Here is an 18,668-nt window from a genome sequence, read left to right as displayed (position 1 = left end):
ATTTGTCGTGAAACCGGATTACCGGACAGCGGCCCATAGGCGCAAGGCCTGAGCGGTTTCAGCCACGTCATGAACGCGAATGATTTGCACACCCTGAGACAATCCAGCCAGAGCCACGGCAATTGATCCCGGTGCGCGCGCCGTTTTGCATGGCTCTTTCCCAATAGAGCCGATGAACCCTTTGCGCGACACACCCAGCAGGATCGGGCAGCCCAAACCGTGAAACAGGCTGAGATTGCGCAGGAGGGTCAGATTGTGATCCTCAGTCTTGCCGAAGCCAATCCCGGGATCAACAATGATCAGATCACGGCTGAGGCCAAGGCCCTCTAGAAGTGCAATCTGGTTCTCCAGAAAGTCATAAACATCCAGCAAGACGTTGTTGTATTGCGGATTGTCCTGCATCGTGGCCGGGTCGCCCTGCATGTGCATGACACAAACCGGGGCGCCCTGCGCTGCACAAAACGGTGCCAGATCGGGATCAAAGGTAAAGCCTGAAACATCGTTCACCAACCCGGCCCCGGCATTGCAGGCAGCTTTGGCCACAGTGGCCTTGCGAGTGTCGATCGAAATCAGAGCATTCGTTTCCGCCCGGATCGCCTCAATCACAGGACGGGTGCGGGCGATTTCTATGTCATCTGGCACAAAATCAGCGCCGGGGCGCGTAGATTCCCCACCAATATCCAGAATGGAAGCCCCATGAGCGACCATTTCAGCGGCTGCCGCACGGGCAGTCTCAGCCGAGCTGTGGACACCCCCATCCGAGAAACTGTCAGGCGTGGTATTCAGAATGCCCATGACATGCGGCACCTGCATGTCCAGACCCGCAATGTCTGCCCGCGCTTGGGTCAAACGGCCCAGATGGTCAGACGGAACCTCGGACACTGCAATAACCTCAGGGTCCGCCCCGCGCCGCAAGGCTTCAACATGGGTGAACCAAAGCGGTTGATCCGCCAACGGCTCGGCACCTGTAGGACATATAGGGCCATGCTGAACCAGAGGTCTGAAATAGATGCTCACAGCTGGGCCTGATCCACGGCAACTGCGCGCAATGGCGTTTTGGGTTCTTTCGGCAATGCGCCGCCGATCACCATCATCTCACTGGCTTCAAAGGTCGCTGCGAACCAGGCCGCAAGGGCCACAGCATCTGATGGCGCAGCAGAAGGACCGTCAACCGCATCCAATACAATCTTGGACGGGGCCCAGACGCAAATCTGTCCGTTCTTCATCGCCCAATCCAGTTCCGTCCGGGTCGAAACCACCACGCAGCGGTGATCTCGTGCCGCCAGAACCCATGCATTCTGTTCAATGGCCAGCAAATCGATACGTCGCTGCGTCATCGCGTGGCCGGTTTGCGGCGCGGCCAGGTCCGACGCCCCGACGCACAGGATCAACGGGCGCTGGCGGTTCTCCAACTGGTCGATCCAACCGGTTAGATTGTCCGAAGAAATGGCTTCGTTCGACAGGTACACAAGGCGCGGATGGGGGCGTTCCTCTTCGACCACTTCATGATGGACCGAGTCCTTCCCGCGCACGATTTCGACGCCCAAAGCCCCCGGACCGCGATCCAGTTTTTCTATGCGAACAAAGACCCTTACGGCCTGAGGCTCAAGCAAAATGCGTTCCGCCACACGTTCCGCCAGCGTCTCAAGCAGGTTCAAACGTTCTGCCGCTAATTCAAAGGCTATTGCTTCGGTGACGCGGTCATAGGACAGAATGCGGTCCACGTCGTCGTCAATATCGGCGGTGAGCGGGCGCACCTCGACCACGATGTTAAAGCAAATCCGTTGGGTTGTGCCCCGTTCGGCCTGAAAGGCACCGATTTCGACTTCAACGATGTGATCGCGCAGCGAAATGCGATCCAGCGGTCCTCGGGGAGAGGTCGCCTCGGACCTCTCAGAGGGGTGTGCGAATGCCAGGCGGATTTCAGAACTCATGGGTCAGGTCTTTTCGGGCTCGTTGCAAAGATTGCCTACTATAGGCTTTGCCCGCGCCTATAGCACTCATACAAGCGCCATTCCAACCGCCGATTGCGGCGTCAGGCGACCCTAAACCAACTCATCATCCCGGATGCGGCATGTCCCAGCATATGGCAATGCAACAGCCAGTTGCCCGGATTGTCCGCAACCAACGCAATCTGGCGAGTCTGCCCCCGCCCCACCAGAACGGTGTCACGCCATGGGCCAAGGGAACCGTCATCCAGAACCAAGCGGAAGTGATGCCCATGCAAATGCATCGCGTGCGGAAAGGCTGTTTCATTCAAGAACTCAACCCGATGCAGACTGCCGACTGCGGCATCCAAAAATGGATCGTTGGGGCGTTCTGCGCGACCGTTCAACGCCCAGAATTTACCCAACTGTGCCAGCTCACGGCCAGACAACTCGGTTTCGCCGAGCCGCGCGCTTTCCAACCATCGCATCGCGCCACCCTGCAAAACCATTCTATGCAAAGGTGCATCTTCAATATTCTTGATTTCCGGCAAAGGATTAGGCGGTAATGCTGACATGCTCTGCCTTTGTACCTTTGCGGCATCGCCTGTAACGTCGAAACGTGCCAGACCAAAGGCACCATCCCGTTCAACACTGACGAGACTTGCGGTATCGCCCTCGGTGACGACGTCGACAAACAGATCCGCACGTTGTGCAGGTGCCAGTGGGAACGATCCTGTCAGTTCCAGCGGAGTTTCCAGCGGCATCCCATCCAAGGCAACGATCCAACCTGAAAGACCGTCGAGATCCAGATCATAGATCCGGGCGTTAGAGGCATTGATCAATCGCAGTCGAAGACGTTCATGCCTTTTCAAAGAAAACGCTGGATCAAACGACCCGTTTACGGTGACGATATTGCCGAGCCGACCAGCGTGGCTCAGGTCATGGCCGTTGTCGAAATCGTCAGTTATCTGCGCCGTTTCCGGGTCTAACCGCCAATCATCCAGCATCAGAATCAGGTCCTGATCGACATCTGGCGTTTGTGCCTCTTCCACGATCAGCGGCCCGTAAAGGCCCCGCGCAACCTGTTCCATTGACCTGTTATGCGCATGATACCAATACGTCCCTGCATCAGGGGCGACGAAGTCGTAGTCAAAAGAGTTTCCCTTTTCGACCACATCTTGCGTCAGACCGGGGACGCCATCCATGGCGTTTTCTATGCGGATTCCGTGCCAATGAACCGAGGTCGGTTGGGGAAGCCGATTCACTAGCTTGCGCTGAACACGCGTGCCCTGCCCGACCCTTATGGTGGTTCCGGGAACAGAGCCATCGAAACTCCACACTGTCGTGTCAGGAAAACCGTCGGGCGCAACACGTTGCCGGGCTTCGCGCGCTTCGAGCGAAGGGAAAGCGGCCCGTGCCGCTAACGGCAGCATCGCGGCTGCAGCAGCCGTTTTCAGAATGTGTCTTCGTGTAAAAAGCATTACGGGCCTCCTGGCCCGTAATATAGACTGCAACTTTCCCCGCGCCATCAAGCTTCCAGCGCAGGTGCGTCAATCAGTTGCTCGCTGTCCGATAGTTGTGGCGATAGAAGATATGCACACCAATCCGGGCAGTCTGCTTGTAGACGCGCGACCAGGACGGACGCACCGCAGTGGTGTGATAATGGGTCGCCCCTTCCGTCAACTCTTTGGCTATACCGTCAATCGCCGCACGGGCCACTTTCGAAACGCGCTCATAGGCTTTCTTTTCATGGATGACTTCCTTGCGGCCATCGCATGTGTATGTGAACTGGCACTGGTATTTTTTACCCGTACCTTGACGGATCACGCCGCAAAGTGAATCCGGAAAGCGGCTGCTTTTGACCCGGTTCAAAATAACTTCGGCCACAGCGAACTGTCCGCGCACACTTTCGCCACGTGCTTCGAAGTACAGTGCCTCAGACAGGCACTTCCAGTTCTCGTCACCAGTTGCTTTCGGTTGCTGGTCAAGCCAATCCTTGGAATAGCTCACTTCGACAGGCGCGGCTTTACGCGGCTGGAACAACTTGAAGTAGTCACGAAAGCTCTGACCCGGCAATTCGTTACGGGCCACAAGCTCTTGCTTTGCGGTTTCAGTTGCTTCCCTCTCGGCGAAGGACGCACTTGGCAGCATGGTTGCCGCCAAAGTGGCAGCAGCCAGTATATAACGTAGCATCAGATAACCTCGCACAGGCACTTCTCGCGCCATACCCTCCCCCGGCGGGCGCGACGAGGCATCTAGCGCAATCGAGCGCAAAGGTCCAGTCTTTCGGAAAAAGCAAGTGAAAATCCGCCCGTCGCGAAAAATTAATTCGCACACGAGTGATCAGATAACCCACTAATCCTTGGGATATCGTGCTCTGTCAACCCCCAAGTCTGGACGAAATCGCCAGTTGAGCGGCAGCCAGCCGAGCGACCGGAACCCGGAACGGAGAGCACGACACGTAGTCAAACCCCAGATCACGACAAATCGCGATTGATTCGGGGTTTCCGCCATGTTCGCCACACACAGACAAGGTCACGTCCGGTTTTGCAGTGCGTCCGCGTTCTGCCCCCAGCTTCAGCAATTCCCCCACCCCGTCCGGGTCAAGGACATGAAACGGGTCCTCACCGAAGACACCCTGCCGCACATAGGCTGACATGAAACGACCGGCATCATCCCGCGACAGGCCATAAGTCATCTGGGTCAGGTCATTTGTACCAAAACTCATAAATGCCGTTTGCGGGGCGATCTCTTCTGCCCGCAAACATGCACGCGGGGTTTCAACCATCACCCCCAGCCGATAGTCGAAATCCTGCCCCTGTTCGGATGCGACGGCCGCTGCGACCGAGTCGATGCGGGATTTGACCAGCTCAACCTCGCGCTTTGCTGACACCAAAGGAATCATGACCTCGGGCACAACCGCTGCACCGTTCTTGCGAGCCTCCAACGTGGCTTCGAAAATCGCACGCGCCTGCATGTCGTAGATTTCAGGCACGGTTACGCCCAAACGCACCCCGCGCAGACCCAGCATCGGGTTATACTCGCTCATCGCAGCCACCCGGCGTTCAACATCCGAGACAGGCAAATCAAGTGCTTCGGCCAATTCTCTTTGCCCGCTGCGGGTCGTGGGCAGAAATTCGTGCAGCGGTGGGTCGAACAAACGAATACAGACCGGCTTACCTTCCATGATCCGGAAGAGTTGCACGAAATCTTCGCGTTGCATCGGCAACAGTCGTTCCAGCACCGCGGCGCGACCGGACGAGGTTTGCGCAAAGATCATTTCGCGCATAACGATCAGACGGCCGGGATCAAAAAACATATGCTCAGTGCGGCACAGACCAATACCCTGCGCTTCGAAGTTCCGGGCAGTCTGCGCATCGGCGGGTGTGTCAGCATTGGCACGAATATCAATGTCACGCTCTGCATCGGCCCAGGCCATCAGCGTCTGAAAACAGTCGTCCAGCGCAGCCTCGAGCATTGCAGGCTGCCCCGCCAGAACCTGGCCCGAGCTGCCATCGATGGTCAGAACATCGCCGGTTTTAAAGACGCGACCATCCGGTGCTGTCAGCATCTTCTTCTTGGTCTGAAACCGAATGTCAGACGCACCGACGATACAGGGCAACCCAAGTCCGCGCCCGATCACCGCTGCGTGGCTGGTCATTCCGCCTTTTTCCGTCAGAACCGCCACAGCCGCGTGCATTCCACGCACGTCCTCGGGCGAGGTTTCGCGACGCACCAGAACACAGGCTTCTCCACGCGCAGCACTTGCCTGCGCCTCAGCCGAAGTGAACACGATCTTGCCGGTCGAAGCACCGGGGCTGGCCCCAATGGCCGTCGTCAGCACATCACGCCTGGCATCTGGGTGCACCTGACGGTGCAGCAATTCGTTCAACGCATGGGGGTCCATACGCATGACCGCTTCTTGCGGTGGGATTATCCCGTCCTCGGCCAGACGCACTGCGATCCGCATAGCCGCACGGGCGCTGCGCTGAACCCGCACGCCATCCAGGATGTGCACGTCACCGTTCTGAATAACGAATTCGACCTGCATTTCTTCGCGCAGTTTTGCGCGCATCAACGCGGCTTGTTCCTTGAGTTCAACAAAGGCTTCGGGCGCAACTTCCTCAAGCGAAGGGCCGCGCGGGTCTTTTTCCAGAAACAGCGCGGCAACATCTTCGCCCAATGCATCCCGGCCCTGACTTTGGCTCAGATAACGACCGGTGATCTGCTGCATCCCGGTTGTGGAATCGACCAGTTGCAAAACACCTGAGCCACATTCGCCCTGCCCGACACCGGGGATCATTTCCTGAATGACCAGCCCCAGCCCGGCATCCGCCGGTGCCCCCTTGGCCTGCCGCAACAAACGCGCCGAGGTTCCATCCCATGCGCGTGCCATCGAACGCAAAACACCGATCAACTGCTCTCCGCGATCTTGCGGAAAGGCTTCGTCGGTTTCATCTTCATAGGCCCGCAACGAAAGGCGCAGGCCCTCGCTTCCGTCCAGTTCGATGTCGTCAAACACATCAGGATCCAGGCGTGCCACGTGGATTGCATAGCTTTGCACAAATCTCAGATACAGCGCTGCCGCCGCTTCGGCCCCCATATTTTCCGACAGGTCCACATAACGCGCGTCGTTCATGCCGATGTTCAGAACTGCGCCGGGTCCGCCCCAATCCGGGTCCTCGGAACTGGGCCGAACACATAGCAATGTTGCCGGGTCAAACTGTTCGAGGATGGCGACCAGGTTCGGGATCTCGCCTTCGGCAATCTGGTGCACAGAGTCAAAAGACAGCGCGACCGTTCGCGGCACCGGCAATTCAAGACGGACCAGCCGTTGCAGGCACTTGGCCCGCCCACCATGGGTGTGGGCCGTGACCGGCGCGTTGGAGGTTATGAGCGTGGTATGCGGATTATTCTGCACTGCAGCACCTTTTGGTTTGTGTGCAGCATAAGCGCTTGCGCCTTTCGCGCAAGGGCGTTCTGGGCGCGCATTTGCCGCGCGCCCAGAGATTTAACCCTCAATCTTGGTCAGATCAGCCACGCTGGAACAGACCTGACGGATCTGGCTGAGCAGGTTCAGGCGGTTGCGGCGCAGGATGTCATTGTCGGTGTTGACCTGCACATCCTCAAAGAACGCATCCACCGGCCCGCGCAAGCTTGCCATGGCGGCCATAGCGGTCGGGAAATCTTCAGCCTTGAGCGCCGGATCAATCTGCGCCTGCGCCTGATCCAAGGCCGCAAACAGCGCCTTTTCGCTGTCTGTCTCGGCGAATTTCACATCCGCACCGTAGGAGTATTCGACGCCGTCCTTCTCTTCGGCCTGCGTCAGGATGTTGTTGGCACGCTTGAAGCCCTGCACAAGGTTCTCGCCATCCTCGGTCGCGATCACAGCGTTCAGAGCACGAGCGCGTTTGACCAGCAGGTTGAGGTCGTCATTGCCGTCCATCGCGATGCAGGCGTCGATGATGTCGTGGCGGATACCCTCGTCCCGGAGGAAGACCTTGAGGCGGTCGTGGAAGAAGGAGAGGAGATTTAGCTTGTCTTTGTCCAGTCGAGCCAAAAGCTGTTCTTCATTTGACGTCCCATCGCTGTCTACGACGGCGTAAACCAGTTCCTTTAACTGATCTTTGGATAGGTATTCTGCTATCCCACTTTGACCGATAGCATCGCCTTTCGCGCGCACTTCGCTGCCTTTGACTGCGATAAGAGTAGCGAGCAAATGACGCTCAATCGTTCGAGAGGTTAGGCCAACTCTCAAATCGTTATCCAAAACCAACCGGACAACACCCAGCGCCGCGCGGCGCAGGGCAAACGGGTCTTTCGACCCGGTCGGCTTCTCATCAATCGCCCAGAACCCGGTCAGCGTGTCCAGCTTGTCGGCCAGCGCCACGGTCACCGAAAGCGGTGCGGTCGGCACGTCATCCGACGGCCCCAGCGGCGAGTAGTGGTCTTGCGCCACGGCGGCCACGGCGGCGTCCTCGCCTGCTGCTTCGATATAGTAGCGCCCCATGAGACCCTGAAGTTCAGGGAACTCATAAACCATCTCGGAACTCAGATCCGCCTTGGCCAGTCGCGCGGCTTTCTCGGCCTGATCCGCATCCGCACCAGTCACAGCGGCCAGTTCGCGGGCCAGCGCGGCGATACGGTCGATGCGCTCGGCCTGGGTGCCCAGCTTGTTGTGGAAGGTCACATTCTCCAGCGCGCGGGTCCATTGGGCGATGTCCGATTTTGCGACACGCAGGTCATTCTCCCAGAAGAATTTGGCATCGGCCAGGCGGGCCGACAGCACCTTCTGGTTCCCCGCCAGAATGGTCGCACCATTGTCAGCGGTTTCGCGGTTGGCCACGGTGATGAACCGTTCGATCCGGCCCGTTTTGGGGTTCTTTACGGAAAAGAACTTCTGGTGTTCCTTCATTGAGGTTTGCAGCACCTCGGGCGGCAATTCGAGGAATTCCTCGTCGATCTGCCCCATCAGCACCACGGGCCATTCGACCAGCCCGGCGACTTCTGCCAGAAGGCCCTTGTCTTCCACCACTTCCAGACCGGCGGCAAAGGCCATGTTCTGGGCGTCGTTCCAGATATGCTCGGCCCGCTCGTCGGGCGACAGCACGACAAATGCGCGTTTCAATTGGGCAGCGTAATCTTCAAACGACGATACCGAAAACCGGTTCGGCGCCATGAAGCGGTGGCCAGCGGTCGTGTCCCCGGACGCTATGCCCTCGACCTCAAGCGGCACGACCTGCGCGCCTGCCTCATCATTCAGGATGCACAGGATAGAATGCAACGGACGAACCCAACGCATGGCACCACTGCCCCACCGCATGGATTTGGGCCAGGGGAAGTTGCGGATGGCGGCTTCCAGCACCTCAGCCACAATATCAGCCGCCGGGCGCCCTGCCTTTTCGACGGTGGCAAAGTATACCGCACCTTTGGGTGTGTCGCGCTCTTCCAGCTGGTCGCGGGTCAGGCCAGCGCCACGCAGGAACCCTTCGATGGCTTTGTCTGGCGCGCCGACCTTGGGACCTTTGCGCTCTTCACGAATTGTGGGGCTTTCCGCCAGCAGCCCTTCGACCGCCAGCGTCAGGCGGCGCGGCGTGGTCAGGGCGGCGGCCCCGGCATAGGTCAGACCGGCCTCGACCAAACCATCGGTGATCCGCTTTTTCAGGTCCTCACCGGCGCGGGTCTGCATGCGCGCGGGGATCTCCTCGGAAAACAGTTCGATCAGCAGGTCAGGCATTGTTGGTCCTTAGAAATTGACGATCGTCTGAATGACGATGGCATTTGCGATATCCACAAAGAAGGCGGATACAAGGGGGAGCACAATAAAGGCAATAGGCGATGGACCATATCGCTTGGTCACGGCGGTCATATTTGCAATAGCGGTGGGTGTGGCCCCCAAGGCAAAGCCCCCAAAACCCGCAGCCAGCACCGCCGCGCGGTAGTTTGAACCCATAAGCGGAAACAGCACCCAGATCACAAACGCCACTGTGAAAAGCGTCTGTGCCGACATGATCACCGCTATCGCCATCCCCAATTCGGCAATTGTCCAAAGCTGAAGACTCATCAGGGACATCGCCAGAAACGCACCCAACGCAAATTCCGAGATCAAGGCCAGCGAGGGCGTCCGTGCAACAGGTGGAGCGAACGGCACCAAGGCCGTTCTCAGGTTGGAAATCACGATGCCCATCAATAGGCAGGGCACGAATAAGGGCAGTTTCAGCCCAGCAGCGGCAATAGCCTCGCCCAGAACATAGCCAAAAATGACCGCAAGATTCAGATGCAGCAGAACACGCATGATCGAGATATGGTCGATGCCCGAAAGCTTTGGCTCATCGTCGGGCAGCCCGACAGTGTGCTCCTCATCAGGTCGATCAGGTGTCAGATCGCGCGATTCAACCAACAGGCGCGCAATTGGACCACCGACCAAAGCCGCCAGAACAAGGCCCAACGTGGCAACAGCAACGCCCAGTTCGGTCGCGCCGTCCAAACCGGTTGCCGTTGCAACCTCTGGCGCCCATGCAATCGCGGTCCCGTGCCCGCCGATCAGGGCAGCAGATCCGAACAGAACGCCGGCTTGCGCAGGATAGCCAAACAACGACGCGCCTGCCGCTCCGATCACGTTCTGCGCAATGATCGTCACGAGTGTCAAAATCAGTAGAATAAGTAAAGGCTTACCGCCCGCAATCAAATCAGAAAACCGCGCATTCAGGCCGATCCCGGCAAAAAACAGAACCAGCAGGGAATCGCGGGTGTTCAGTTCGAAGGACAGTTCAAGGTTGAACACCAGATACAGGGCCAGAACGACAAGCGATGCCAGAAGCCCACCTGTGACGGGCTCAGGAATATTGAATTGCCGCAGCATCGCGACCTTGCTGTTGATCTGCGCGCCCAGCAGATAAACAGCAAAGCCCAAGGTCGCCGTGATGAAATCCGGGATTGTTACTGCGTCGGCCAAGGCAAGTTCCTCAGTTCTCGGGGCGCGGGGGGCACTCCTCTCCGACCACCGTACCGTCATAGGCCTTTTCGCCACAATTGTTCAGAACGTGCCAGATAAAGCCTTTGCCGTCTTGGGTGACAGCCACGATGCGATCAACGCCGTAATGCACATTTTTCTGGCCAATAAAGGCCTGGGCCTTGCCGGATTTCAGGTCGTCAGCCAGGCCCACCGCATCATAACAGTCAAACCAGCCCGGTGCGGTCAGTGGTGTTGCCTCTTCTGCTGGCAGATAAGTGGCCTGCAACTCCTCCAGCGCGACATCGGTTTCAAAACAGGCGCGGTATCGGATCGGAGAGCTGTCTGCGTCTATGGCCTGAAACGAAGAATAAGGAATAACGACTGGGGGCTGCGCTGCGTCAGCCAGCAAGACAACGTCCTCACCCGGATTGGGCTCGACATCGTAATAATACCCGTAGACCTGCAAGTAATACATGCCAGCGCCTGCAAGGGCTGCGGACAAAAGCAGAATGATCGCCAGAATTTTACCAGTCATCTTTCGATGCTTCCCTTCATGCAAGGACTTTCAAGTCTTTCAGAAATAGGCCACATTTCAGCGCAGAACAGAACGACCCGAGGCGAACAGTATGGATACCACCCTTGCCGTTGGATTTTTTGGCGCACTTTTTGCCATCATGAATCCGGTGACAAACCTGCCGGTATTTCTGAGCGTCACGCAGAACCTGTCCGCCTCTGATCAGCGCAATGTTGCGATCAAAACATCCCTCTACTGCCTGATCCTGGGTGGAGCGTTTGCTGCCATCGGCAGTCAGGCGCTTGGCTTGTTTGGCATAACGGTTGATCACTTGCGGGTCGCCGGCGGTCTGGTCGTTCTGATGATCGGTTTCAACATGCTCAACGGCAACGAGAGTACGTCGCATCACGGAACCGAAGACGAGAAACAAGAATACCACACAGCTGAAACCGTCGCCTTTTACCCTCTGGCCTTTCCCATTCTTGTCGGCCCCGGAACAATTACGACTTTGATCCTGTACGCGCATCACGTGAAAAAGCCCTTTGAAGCAATTGTGTTCGCTGGCGTTTTCTTGGGTGTCGTTGCCCTTTTGCTGATCACCTTCTGGAATGCAGCTTGGCTGGCCGAACGTCTGTCGGGCAACGCGCGTGTGATCATGAGCCGCTTTATGGGTATGATCTTGTCGGCCATCGCGATCAGTATGATCGCGGATGGCCTCAAAGCTCTGCTGCCGGGGCTGGCCTGATTGGCCCATCAGGCTTGGAACCCGGCCGCCTCGGTCTGAACAAACGCATCCGCGCATTGCTTTGCCAGCGCCCGCACCCGGCCAATGTAAGCTTGTCTTTCAGTCACCGAAATCACCCCGCGCGCATCCAGCAAGTTAAAGATGTGGCTGGCTTTGATGCATTGATCATAAGCCGGGTGCGCCATGACAATGCGCTTGCCGGTTTTAGGATCATCGTGCTCTTGCGCCAGAATTGCGGCGCATTCGGCCTCGGCCTCTTCGAAATGGCGCAGCAAAACCTCGGTATTGGCGACGTCAAAGTTCCAGCGGGCGTATTCCTCTTCAGTTTGCTTGAAGATGTCGCCGTATGTCAGCGGGCTGGGGGATTGCGGGTCATTGAATGGCATGTCCATCACATGGTCGACACCCAGCACATACATCGCCAGACGTTCCAAACCATAGGTCAGCTCGCCCGAGACAGGCGCGCAATCATGCCCACCGACCTGTTGGAAATAGGTGAACTGGCTGACTTCCATGCCATCACACCAGACTTCCCAACCCAGCCCCCAAGCGCCCAGGGTGGGGCTTTCCCAGTCATCCTCGACAAACCGGATGTCATGAAGCTCCATATCGATGCCGATGGCCTCGAGGCTGCCCAGATAAAGCTCCTGCAGATCGGGCGGGCTGGGTTTGATCAGCACCTGATACTGATAGTAATGCTGCAAACGGTTTGGGTTTTCGCCATAGCGCCCATCCGTCGGGCGGCGCGACGGCTGAACATAAGCCGCGGCCCATGCTTTGGATCCCAACGCCCGCAGAGTGGTCGCAGGATGGAATGTCCCTGCCCCGACCTCCATGTCATAGGGCTGCAAAATCGCGCAGCCTTTCGAGGCCCAATAGGTCTGAAGCCGCAGGATAATCTCCTGAAATGAACGCGGTGCGCTGTTCGGTTCGGTCATGGCATTCCCTCTTGGCGCTTTCGCGCCCGGTTCCGGTCGGTTTGGCCCTTCCTATGCAAGGGGCCGAATGGCGTCAACGGGGCTTTGCTCCATGGCTGTATCTGCGCGGCCACACCGCAAATTCCCCTTATCAGCGGCATGGTATTTAGCATTGGAAATCGCGTAATCTGCGCCAAAGCTCAAACACCGCAGAACACGGGCAGACAATGACACGCGTATTTTCAGCAATTCTTTTATTTCTTGTGGTCGGCCTGCGCGCCGCATCCGCTCAGCAAGACCCGGGCGTCTGGGTTCAGATCGAAGCACAGCCAACGCTGCAAGAGGCGCAGGAACGGGCGCAGGCTTATGCGAATACGTTGCCTGACGTGAACGGTTTCAGATTAAACGGTGGCTGGTATGCGATTGTGGTCGGCCCATATGCGCGCTCGGATGCGCAACAAGTGCTGCGGGTCTATCGGTCCGAGGGTCAAATACCCCGCGACAGCTTCATCGCCTTTTCCAGTGGGTTGGGGCAACAGTTCTGGCCCGTTGGGGCAAACGTGCTGAATCGTGGCACCGTCGCGGCACCGGTTGCTCAGGCCGAAAACGCGTTGACAATCGCGCCCTCTCAGAACGCGGATGAAACTCGGGCACAAGCCTTGCAATCCGAACGTCTGCTGACCGCGCAGGAACGCAGAAACCTGCAAACGGCGTTGCAGGCGGCGGGGTTCTATAACTCGACCATTGACGGGGCCTTTGGTCAGGGAACGCGCCGCTCGATGGGCGATTGGCAGCGCTTTAACGGATTTGAAGCAACCGGCGTTCTGACCACGGCACAACGCAAAGCCCTGATGGACGACTATAACGCGCCGCTGACAAGTGTCGGCATGGCCCGGCACAGCGATGACGCGGCCGGGATCACAATGGACCTGCCGCTGGGTGCTGTCAGCTTTGACCGGTACGAGGCCCCCTTTGCCCATTTCAACAGCGCATCCGATTTGAACGCCAAGGTGCTGTTGATCAGCCAGGACGGCGACAAGCGCACGCTGCGTGCCCTGTATGAGGTGATGCAGTCGCTGGAGATTGTTCCCCTGAATGGTTCGCGTGAACTGCGCGGAGATCGCTTCACCCTTGAAGGACGCGGCAATGGCGTAGTGTCATTCACACAGGCACGTCTGACCGATGGTAAGATCAAGGGGTTTACCCTGGTGTGGCCCGAAGGGGATGAAGCACGCCGTATGCGGGTTTTGGCGGCTATGGCGTCCAGTTTTGACACCACCGACACGGTGCTTGATGCCACAGCTGGTTCAAACGCAGAGCAGAGCATTGACCTTGTCTCCGGCCTTCAGGTCCGCAAGCCCCGCCTGTCGCGCTCGGGTTTCTTTGCCGATGACAAGGGAACCGTTCTGACGGTTTCGGAAGCTGTTGAAAATTGCGCCCGTATCACTCTGGATGGCGATCAAGAGGTGCAGCTTGCCGTGGCAGATGACGAAGTAGGCGTTGCGGTTCTGCGCCCGGCCAAAGCGTTGGCGCCCATGAGCGTGGCTGCATTCAGCCCGGCTTTGCCGCGCCTTCAATCCGACATCGCGGTTTCAGGCTTCTCTTATCAGGGCGCATTGGGCGCACCAACGCTGACATTTGGGCAAGTTGCCGATGTCCGCGGCTTGAACGGTGAAGCAGGTGTCAAACGTCTGGCGCTGAGCGCGCTGCCCGGTGATGCCGGTGGTCCGGTGTTTAATGACAGCGGTAATGTGGTGGGCATGTTGCTGGCGCCCGCATCTGAAGGACGCAGTCTGCCCGCGTCTGTCAGTCTGGCAGCCACAGGAGAGCGGCTGACAGAAATTCTGGCTCAGGCTGGCGTGTCCGGTCTGTCGGGCGAGGAAACGACACAGATTTCGCCCAATGAATTGAGCCGTCGAGCAACTGGCATGACGGTTCTGGTGCACTGCTGGGAATAAACCGCATCCACCTTAAAACTCTAAAGCGCCGCGCACCCACGCGGCGCTTTTTTTACAGAATGTCTGGCGTCACATGGATAAGTGTCGGGACCGGTGCGTCGAAGGCGGCGCGGGTAACGCTCTGCATTTCTGCCAATGTCGAAGGTGCCGCCGACAAGGCTCCGAAAGCCTCGGCCAATTTGCAGAAATCCGGGTTTCGGGCAACCACGGCATTCGGTGCGATCTGGCTGCGCACCATGCTGTCTTCAATCTCTTTCAGCTTACCATTGTCCCACAGGATGATCGGCAAGGACAAACCCAACTCAACCGCAACACCCAGTTCCTGCATCGTGTAATGAAACCCATAATCACCGGCGATAACTGCTGTTGGCTTTCCACGTCGCGCCACTGCGCCACCAATTCCGGCAGGTAACCCATAGCCAAGAGTGCCGAACCCCGTAGGGTGATGCCAGTGATGCGGATAGGCCATTTCCCAAACCTCTTTCGCGACATAGGCGAACTGCGTCATGTCCGAATAGATCATTGTATCTGCTGGCATGGCTTCGCGCAGCGCGTCCGCAACCGGCACAATTCCGGGCCGCTCGGCATCTACCTCGGCGTGCCAGCGGGCTCGCGCAAAGGCGACCTCCTCGGTCGACCATCCAGTCGCGGGTTTCATGTCAGCAGTCGCGTGCCACAAAGCGCGGGCAAAGCTTTGGGTGTCTGTTTGAAGCTTGATTGCAGCCCGGTGGCGATCAGACAGTACTTCGGGGTCCAGATCCACACGGATCAGTGTCGCTTTGTGTCCAAGCTCATGCCGCCACAAATCAACTTCGCCCAGCTCAGCGCCAACAGCAATCACCAGGTCTGCCGAGGCTATGATTTCGGCGCTTCCAGGGCGCGGCAGCATGGATCCGAAATCCAGCGGGTAGTTCGCGCCCGGCATCCCACGCCCAGCATATGTGGTGAAACATGCTGCCCCCAGCTGCGTCAGAATCTGCCGCCAATCGTTGGACTTGCAGCCCCCGCCGAGAATGAACAGAGGCCTGTTTGAAAGATTCAGCATCGAAACAACGGATGACACATCAGGCGGCAAAGCCTTGGTGCGCAGCGCTGCCTGATTTGGAAATGGCGCGGGTTCAGCGTCCGCCTCCAACTGCGCAATTGGCACCTGAATGTGTTTGGGCCGTGGTCGCGATAGCTCGAACTCTTCAAAAGCACGTTCCACCAGCCCATAGGCTGCTGCGGCGGAATCGGCTTGTGCCGACCAATCTGCAACCGTCCCGGCGGCGGCACGCTGATCGTTCATCTGATGCAACTGACCACGCATTGCCTGCGTTTCATCAAGACAGGAGGACAACACCAGCATTGGGACGGAATCGCTGTAGGCCTGACCAATCGGCGTCATGATGTTGCACAAACCGGGCCCGGTGATGACATAGGCAACACCCGGCTGGCCCGTGGCGCGCGCGTAGCCATCTGCCATGAACCCTGCCCCTTGCTCATGCCGCGCTAAAACATGGGTAATGCCCGCCTCTTCGATACCGCGATACATTTCCTGATTATGGACGCCCGGAATGCCAAAGATCACATCCACGCCACGATCCTTGAGCATATGCGAAATTTGCGCGCCAAGGGGTCTTTTCATCAGTTTCTCCAGAATTGAACGGTGAAGATCGCGTAAACGGCCAGAAGTTCGAGCCGCCCAACCAGCATTCCGATTGTCAGCAGCCACTTGGCCGTATCATTGAGGCCCGCGAAATTGCCTGCGGGCCCAATCTGGCTGCCCAGACCGGGGCCGACATTAGCCAATGCGGTTGCTGCCCCGGACACGGACGTGATGAAGTCCAGCCCCGTCAGCGCCAGTGCCCAAGACAACACGCCCATCGACAGAACGAAGAACATGAAAAAGCTCATGACCGAGGTCAGGACATCGCGCCCTACGGGTCGTCCGTCATAAAGCGGTACAAAAACACCATGCGGGGACCGGATCCGCTTGATCTGAGTTTTGATCGACGCCAGCAGCAGTTGATATCGGAAGATCTTGATCGAACATGCAGTGGATCCAGCGCAGCCGCCAATCAGCCCGATCAAGAAGAACAACATGACCGGAAAGCTGCCCCACCCCATGTAATCGACACTGGCGTACCCGGTGCCCGAGATGATCGAGGTGATGTTGAACAAGGATTCGCGGAAAGCTTGTTCCCAATGATGCGGGAAGACTGATGTGAGAAAGACAGTCATGATCACGACCAACACCAGAACGGTCGCGATAAAGGCGCGGATCTGGCTGTCCTCCCACAATGAGGAAGTGTAACCATTGGCAAGCTGGACATACCGCACGAAGGGTAGAGCCGCCAGGATCATGAACACCGCAGCCGCATATTCCACCGGACCCGAGAATGTCGCAAATGACGCGTCATAATTGGCAAACCCACCCGTCGCGATGGTGGTCATCGAATGAACAGTCGCATCAAAAAAGCTCATCCCGAACGCGGCGTAGACCAGCGCACACACCACAGTCAGGAACACGTAGATCAGGGAAATCTGACCTGCGATCTCTTGCGCGCGCGGAAGGATTTTCCCCATGGTTTCGAACCCTTCCGAGCGGAAGATTTGCATACCACCCACCCGCAATTCCGGCAGGAACACCATCGCGACCACGATGATACCGATGCCGCCCAACCACTGCAGAATACCGCGCCACAGCAAAAGCCCCTGTGGCAGCGAGTCCAGCCCGGTTATGACAGTTGAGCCTGTTGTCGTAAGCCCGGACATGGCCTCGAAATAGGCATCGACAAAGCGCAGTTCCGTTTCACCAAACAGAAACGGAATTGCACCAAATATGGGCAAGGCAACCCAAACGCCGGTTGTCAGCAAGAAGGTCTGCCGGATGGTCAGCCCCTCGCCCACGCCGTTGGAGCAGCTCATCGCAAGGACTGACCCGGTCAGCATCGTAATGATCGCGCTTTCCAGGAACACATGCCATTCCCCCCGCCCCTCGATCATGTCGGCGAGCATAGGAAACAGCATGGTCGCCCCAAGAATGGCGACCAGCAAGCCAATCACATATCCGACCGGGCGAAGATCCATCATGACGCGCAGCGTTGGCGCGCCAACCCGACCGTGTCAAGCAGATGATCCGGGTTACGCGTCGGATTTCGTACCTGCCCCGGGCATCGCCGGAGGTTTGGACGGCGCACGGGTTCTGCGCGCCTGCGGTTTGGGCTGCTCTGCTGTCGCCGCTGGCTTTGACTGGGTCGCAGACGGCGCAGGTTTAGGAGAAGCCACCTTGCGTGTGCGGGGCGCTGGTTTCGCGCGAGTCGACACAGCTTTTTCCAGCGGTGTAGTCGTTTTGGGCTGGGCTGCAGGTGTCTTGGTCTTTGTTGCAGGGGCGGCGGCCTGGGCGGGAGACTTATTCGCCGGAGCTGCTTTGACGGTAGAAGACGCGGCAGGGGCCGCCTTTCGTGTCACCGGTTTTGCGGGCTTGGCAACGGGTGCGGCTGGTTTTACTGCCGTTTTGGCTTGCGGGGCTGGTTTCGGCGCGGGCTTGGCTTTTACAGCTGGCTCAACCTTCGCCACAGCAGCAGCGCGCGGCTTGGCAGAAAACTCAACCGGTTTTGGTTTGGGCGCAGCCGCAACACCTTTCTTCACCGGTTTTTTCGCAACCGTGGCTTTCTTGGCCGCCGGTTTTTTCACATGCGAGGCAGCAGGTTTGGCCTTGATTATCGGTTTTCTGACTGGCTTCTCAGCAACCGGTGCCGGGGCTGATGCGGCCGCATGCAGTGCTTGTACAGGTGCCATCGGCAATTCGAACGCTGAACGAGCCACAATTTGCATGATCTTCATTTGGTTGACCATGGCATAGCCCGCCAATCGAAACGCCGCAGCCTGAAGCTCCAACGGTTGGGTAATCGGATTCATTACATCTTTCTCCTGTAAAAACGATGCAGCCCGAGTTTTTGGGGTAAGGTGCCCTGCCCGCGCCGATGGATCGGGCGGTAGTTGAGGTCTTGCAGTCCAAGGCGTCTCACGTCTCGGCTTCCTTTCGGGGCCGCACACCAATCCGTTGGCAGGCACGCGGCTGCTGCATTCGACACAAACATACAGGAATCACCAAGCAAATGCAGCATTTTTGCTGCATTGCGGCGAAAGGGCGCTGACCTTCGCAA

14 protein-coding genes are annotated in these 18,668 nt (G+C 58.0%); 3 read left to right on the top strand and 11 right to left on the bottom strand.

The window, feature by feature from the left end:
• Nucleotides 1-18: 18 nt before the first annotated feature.
• From folP to ACR0EV_RS02920, 8 genes are all read right to left on the bottom strand, one after another.
• On the bottom strand, nt 19-1,017 hold the full coding sequence (gene folP, locus ACR0EV_RS02955) for a dihydropteroate synthase (RefSeq protein ID WP_480798723.1): 999 nt from the start codon (nt 1,015-1,017) through the stop codon (nt 19-21).
• On the bottom strand, nt 1,014-1,934 hold the full coding sequence (locus ACR0EV_RS02950) for a dihydroneopterin aldolase (RefSeq protein WP_480798722.1): 921 nt from the start codon (nt 1,932-1,934) through the stop codon (nt 1,014-1,016). The genes folP and ACR0EV_RS02950 overlap by 4 nt, the downstream gene beginning before the upstream one ends.
• Nucleotides 1,935-2,035: 101 nt before the next feature.
• Entirely contained in the window at nt 2,036-3,409 is a 1,374-nt protein-coding gene (locus ACR0EV_RS02945; protein WP_480798721.1) for a multicopper oxidase family protein, read from the bottom strand.
• A 73-nt stretch (nt 3,410-3,482) separates the two neighbouring features.
• Complete coding sequence (locus tag ACR0EV_RS02940) at nt 3,483-4,121, bottom strand: cell wall hydrolase (RefSeq protein WP_480798720.1); 639 nt, start codon at nt 4,119-4,121, stop codon at nt 3,483-3,485.
• A 187-nt stretch (nt 4,122-4,308) separates the two neighbouring features.
• The gene (locus tag ACR0EV_RS02935) at nt 4,309-6,849 is read right to left on the bottom strand and encodes a putative PEP-binding protein (protein ID WP_480798719.1); all 2,541 of its coding nucleotides are present in this window, start codon (nt 6,847-6,849) and stop codon (nt 4,309-4,311) included.
• A 90-nt stretch (nt 6,850-6,939) separates the two neighbouring features.
• The gene (glyS, locus tag ACR0EV_RS02930; RefSeq protein WP_480798718.1) at nt 6,940-9,165 is read right to left on the bottom strand and encodes a glycine--tRNA ligase subunit beta; all 2,226 of its coding nucleotides are present in this window, start codon (nt 9,163-9,165) and stop codon (nt 6,940-6,942) included.
• A 9-nt stretch (nt 9,166-9,174) separates the two neighbouring features.
• A complete protein-coding gene (gltS, locus tag ACR0EV_RS02925) occupies nt 9,175-10,383 on the bottom strand; it encodes a sodium/glutamate symporter (RefSeq protein WP_480798717.1) in 1,209 nt (402 codons plus the stop codon).
• 10 nt (nt 10,384-10,393) lie between these two features.
• The gene (locus ACR0EV_RS02920) at nt 10,394-10,918 is read right to left on the bottom strand and encodes a DUF6446 family protein (RefSeq protein WP_480798716.1); all 525 of its coding nucleotides are present in this window, start codon (nt 10,916-10,918) and stop codon (nt 10,394-10,396) included.
• Nucleotides 10,919-11,009: 91 nt separating this feature from the next.
• On the opposite strand from ACR0EV_RS02920, the gene ACR0EV_RS02915 reads away from it, so the two are divergent.
• On the top strand, nt 11,010-11,642 hold the full coding sequence (locus ACR0EV_RS02915) for a MarC family protein (RefSeq protein WP_480798715.1): 633 nt from the start codon (nt 11,010-11,012) through the stop codon (nt 11,640-11,642).
• An 8-nt stretch (nt 11,643-11,650) separates the two neighbouring features.
• Here the strand turns inward: ACR0EV_RS02915 and ACR0EV_RS02910 are convergent, their stop codons facing one another.
• The gene (locus ACR0EV_RS02910) at nt 11,651-12,580 is read right to left on the bottom strand and encodes a glycine--tRNA ligase subunit alpha (protein ID WP_480798714.1); all 930 of its coding nucleotides are present in this window, start codon (nt 12,578-12,580) and stop codon (nt 11,651-11,653) included.
• 206 nt (nt 12,581-12,786) lie between these two features.
• Between ACR0EV_RS02910 and ACR0EV_RS02905 the strand changes: the two genes are divergently transcribed.
• A complete protein-coding gene (locus ACR0EV_RS02905; protein ID WP_480798713.1) occupies nt 12,787-14,517 on the top strand; it encodes a serine protease in 1,731 nt (576 codons plus the stop codon).
• Nucleotides 14,518-14,569: 52 nt separating this feature from the next.
• Here ACR0EV_RS02905 and ACR0EV_RS02900 read toward each other — a convergent pair whose 3' ends face one another.
• Nucleotides 14,570-16,144 (bottom strand): thiamine pyrophosphate-binding protein, encoded by a 1,575-nt coding sequence (locus ACR0EV_RS02900; RefSeq protein WP_480798712.1) that lies wholly within the window; start codon nt 16,142-16,144, stop codon nt 14,570-14,572.
• On the bottom strand, nt 16,144-17,592 hold the full coding sequence (locus ACR0EV_RS02895; RefSeq protein ID WP_480798711.1) for a TrkH family potassium uptake protein: 1,449 nt from the start codon (nt 17,590-17,592) through the stop codon (nt 16,144-16,146). Before ACR0EV_RS02895 ends, ACR0EV_RS02900 begins: the two co-directional genes overlap by 1 nt.
• Here ACR0EV_RS02895 and ACR0EV_RS02890 point away from each other — a divergent pair.
• On the top strand, nt 17,591-18,364 hold the full coding sequence (locus tag ACR0EV_RS02890; protein WP_480798710.1) for a hypothetical protein: 774 nt from the start codon (nt 17,591-17,593) through the stop codon (nt 18,362-18,364). The two genes, ACR0EV_RS02895 and ACR0EV_RS02890, sit on opposite strands and share 2 nt — an antisense overlap.
• Nucleotides 18,365-18,668 lie beyond the last annotated feature (304 nt).

Source organism: Ruegeria sp. CF8, assembly GCF_056537285.1.
The sequence above is the reverse complement of the archived record's forward strand: the minus strand, read 5'-3'. Positions and strand labels throughout refer to the sequence as shown.

Excerpts from the sequence above, each read along its gene's own strand:
- ACR0EV_RS02910 (WP_480798714.1), bottom strand. The coding sequence starts at position 12,580 with ATGACCGAACCGAACAGCGCACCGCGTTCATTTCAGGAGATTATCCTG.
- ACR0EV_RS02900 (WP_480798712.1), bottom strand. The coding sequence starts at position 16,144 with ATGAAAAGACCCCTTGGCGCGCAAATTTCGCATATGCTCAAGGATCGT.
- glyS (WP_480798718.1), bottom strand. The coding sequence starts at position 9,165 with ATGCCTGACCTGCTGATCGAACTGTTTTCCGAGGAGATCCCCGCGCGC.
- ACR0EV_RS02915 (WP_480798715.1), top strand. The coding sequence starts at position 11,010 with ATGGATACCACCCTTGCCGTTGGATTTTTTGGCGCACTTTTTGCCATC.
- ACR0EV_RS02895 (WP_480798711.1), bottom strand. The coding sequence starts at position 17,592 with ATGATGGATCTTCGCCCGGTCGGATATGTGATTGGCTTGCTGGTCGCC.
- ACR0EV_RS02920 (WP_480798716.1), bottom strand. The coding sequence starts at position 10,918 with ATGACTGGTAAAATTCTGGCGATCATTCTGCTTTTGTCCGCAGCCCTT.
- ACR0EV_RS02905 (WP_480798713.1), top strand. The coding sequence starts at position 12,787 with ATGACACGCGTATTTTCAGCAATTCTTTTATTTCTTGTGGTCGGCCTG.
- ACR0EV_RS02890 (WP_480798710.1), top strand. The coding sequence starts at position 17,591 with ATGACGCGCAGCGTTGGCGCGCCAACCCGACCGTGTCAAGCAGATGAT.
- ACR0EV_RS02950 (WP_480798722.1), bottom strand. The coding sequence starts at position 1,934 with ATGAGTTCTGAAATCCGCCTGGCATTCGCACACCCCTCTGAGAGGTCC.
- ACR0EV_RS02940 (WP_480798720.1), bottom strand. The coding sequence starts at position 4,121 with ATGCTACGTTATATACTGGCTGCTGCCACTTTGGCGGCAACCATGCTG.
- ACR0EV_RS02945 (WP_480798721.1), bottom strand. The coding sequence starts at position 3,409 with ATGCTTTTTACACGAAGACACATTCTGAAAACGGCTGCTGCAGCCGCG.